The organism is Dietzia sp. IN118, from assembly GCF_032905965.1.
In the GTDB taxonomy this organism is placed as follows: Bacteria; Actinomycetota; Actinomycetes; order Mycobacteriales; family Mycobacteriaceae; genus Dietzia; species Dietzia kunjamensis.
Window position 1 is genome coordinate 1 of the sequence record NZ_JAUMSR010000014.1, and the last position, 3,146, is coordinate 3,146.

The 3,146-nt window shown below is 62.2% G+C and carries 1 protein-coding gene and 2 pseudogenes; all 3 read right to left on the reverse strand.

Annotated elements, in window-relative coordinates:
* Positions 1–107: 107 nt before the first annotated feature.
* Positions 108–1,109: pseudogene (locus Q2K20_RS17985) on the reverse strand (biotin carboxylase N-terminal domain-containing protein); the annotation flags it as partial.
* Positions 1,110–1,116: 7 nt separating this feature from the next.
* Positions 1,117–2,715 carry an acyl-CoA carboxylase subunit beta gene (locus Q2K20_RS17990; RefSeq protein ID WP_182641769.1) on the reverse strand — a complete coding sequence of 533 codons (1,599 nt, stop codon included), beginning with the start codon at positions 2,713–2,715 and terminating at the stop codon, positions 1,117–1,119.
* Positions 2,712–3,029 (reverse strand): annotated as a pseudogene (locus Q2K20_RS17995) (acyl-CoA dehydrogenase family protein); the annotation flags it as partial. The gene Q2K20_RS17990 and the pseudogene Q2K20_RS17995, both read right to left, overlap by 4 nt.
* Positions 3,030–3,146 lie beyond the last annotated feature (117 nt).

Sequence of the window (3,146 nt, forward strand, 5' to 3'; positions counted from 1 at the left end):
GCGGGATGCCCTTCTTGAATTGGCGATACGGACCTTAAGCAAGTCGTATCTTGCCAGTTCAGAAGGGCATTCTCGCGTTCCCACACCGCGCTAGAAGTTCATCTCATCGGTGGATCCAGGCTTAGAGGCTCTCCGTTCGCGACGTCGATCTGCAGTGAGACGAGGTCCAGTCCCGTCGTGCACTCGGTGACAGGATGCTCGACCTGCAGTCGCGTGTTCATCTCCAGGAAGAAGAATTCACCGTCGTTGTCGGCGAGGAATTCCACGGTACCGGCGCCCACATAACCGATGGATTCTGCGGCGGTGCGGGCGGCATCGTACAGTCGGGCACGCATGGCTGCGCCGATCTGCTCGACTAGCGGGGACGGTGCTTCCTCGATCACCTTCTGGTGGCGTCTTTGGATAGAACACTCACGCTCGCCGACCGCCCACACGCTTCCGTGCATGTCGGCCATCACCTGAACCTCGATGTGGCGGCCCGCCTCGATGTATCTCTCACAGAACACGGTGTCGTCGCCGAATGCGGACGCCGCTTCTCTCGCCGCGTACGACAGCTCGGCCGGTAGGTTCGCAAGATCTCGCACGATTCGCATTCCCCGGCCGCCCCCGCCCGACGAGGCCTTGATCAGCACGGGCAGCTCAGCTTCGGTGATGGATGCCGGGTCGAGACGTCCCAAGACCGGCACCCCTGCCTCTGCCATGATCCGTTTGGACTCGACCTTTGACCCCATGAGGTCGATGCTCTCCGGCGTTGGGCCGATCCAGATCAGTCCAGCCGCTCGCACCTCCCGTGCGAACCCGGCGCTTTCGGACAGGAAACCGTAACCCGGGTGGATGGCGTCTGCTCCGGCGGCGAGTGCCGCCTTGATTATCAGGTCACCGCGAAGATAGGTGTCGGTCGGTGTCGAGCCCGGAAGCCGGACCGCGGCGTCGGCTTCGGTGACGAACGGGCTGTCTGCGTCGGCGTCGGAGAACACAGCGATGGTGCCGAGTCCACGACGTCGACAGGTGGCAAATATCCGGCGGGCGATCTCCCCGCGGTTTGCGACGAGCACGGTCGTTGCGGTCGACGCTGATGGCGTACTGACAGGGGTGTGCTGGGTGTTCACTGCGGGCTCACATTCGGAAGACGCCGAAGGACGTGGTGCCTTCGATCGGTGCGCTGTGGATGGCGGACAGACTCAATCCGAGGACGGTGCGGGTGTCTCGGGGGTCGATGACACCGTCGTCGTACAGGTGGCCGGATAAGAAGGCCGGCAACGATTCGGAGTCGATCTGTTCCTCGATGGCAGCGCGGACCGCGGCGTCGGCTTCTTCGTCAAATTCCTTGCCCTGGGCCAGCGCCGACGCCCGGCTAACCGTGGAGATCACGCCCGCGAGTTGCGTTCCGCCCATGACGGCCGAGCGGAGCGTCGGCCAACTGAACACGAATCGTGGATCGAAAGCGCGTCCGCACATCCCGTAATGGCCCGCGCCGTAGGAGGAACCGAGGAGCAAGGAGATGTGCGGGACTTTCGAGTTGGAGACGGCGTTGATCATCATTGCGCCGTGCTTGATGATGCCGTTTTGTTCGTACTCCTTGCCCACCATGTACCCGGTGGTGTTGTGCATGAACAACAGTGGCGTGTTCGATCGATTGGCGAGTTGGATGAACTGGGTCGCTTTCTGCGCCTCCTCCGAGAACAGCACACCGCGGGCGTTGGCCAGGATGCCGACGGGATGCCCGTGGATGCGTGCCCAGCCGGTGACCAGCGACGTGCCGTATCTGGATTTGAACTCGTCGAAGTCGGAACCGTCGACGACCCGGGCGATCACCTCGCGCGGGTCGAACGGGATTTTCAGATCTGGTGGCACGATGCCGAGCAGCTCAGCCTCGTCGTATAGGGGGGACACCACCTCTGTAGACACGGCCGGGCCGGACTTCGTCCAGTTGAGTCGTGACACGATCTGGCGGCCGATGCGGAGGGCGTCCTGCTCGTCGAGAGCGTAGTAGTCGGCCAAGCCGGACACTTTGGCGTGCATGGCCGCTCCGCCGAGCGACTCGTCGTCGGTGATCTCTCCCGTGGCCGCCTTGACTAGTGGGGGGCCTCCGAGGAACACCTTCGATCGGTTCTCGATCATCACGATGTGGTCGCTCATGCCGGGGATGTACGCTCCTCCGGCCGTCGAGTTGCCGAAGACCAGCGCGATCGTGGGGATCCCCTCGGCAGAGAGTTGAGTGAGGTTGCGGAACATCGCCCCACCGGGGACAAAGATGTCCTTCTGGGTGGGCAGATCGGCGCCGCCCGATTCCACGAGATTGATGACCGGAAGGCGGTTCTGTCGCGCGATGTCGCCCATGCGGAGGATCTTGCGCATCGACCACGGATTGAGTGAACCGCCCTTGTCAGTCGGGTCGTTGGCAACGATCATGCACTCGACACCGCTGACGACACCGATGCCGGAGACAACAGCGGCGCCGACGGTGAACTTCGAACCCCATGCGGCGAGAGGGCACAGCTCCAGAAACGGTGTGTCCCGGTCGACGAGGAGCTCGATCCGCTCTCGAGCAGTGAATTTATCGCGGTCGTGGTGCCTGGCGACGGCCTTCTCCCCGCCGCCGGCGAGTACCGCGGTCAATTCCTCTTCGATGCCGGAGAGCTTCTCGATCATGGAATCGAGTGCCACCCGGTAATCGTTGCTGCGTGAGTCAAGTGTGCTGTTCAGCATGGTCATGATCGGTATCCCAAGTGTTTGGCTGCAAGTGCGGTGAGGATTTCGGACGTGCCTCCGCCGATACCGAGAATGCGCATGTCACGGTATTGCCGTTCGACTTCGATTTCGCGCATGTAGCCGAGTCCGCCGAACAGCTGCACTGCCCTGTCGACGACCCATTCGCCGGCCTCCACCGCAGTGTTCTTCGCGAAGCAGACCTGCGCGATGACGTCTTCGCCTCGCATATCGGCATCGACGACGGCACGGCAGTATGTCCGGGCGACATCTATCCGGCGGGCCATCTCTGTCAGGGTGTTCTGTACGGACTGGAGTGTTCCCGCTAAAGTGGCCACTGCAATTAAGCGGCGAGTTCGTATATGTCTCTGAATCCTAGTTCAAACTCGGCTGGTGTCAAATAGCCCAGTGTGGAATGTCGTCGGGCCCTATTGTAG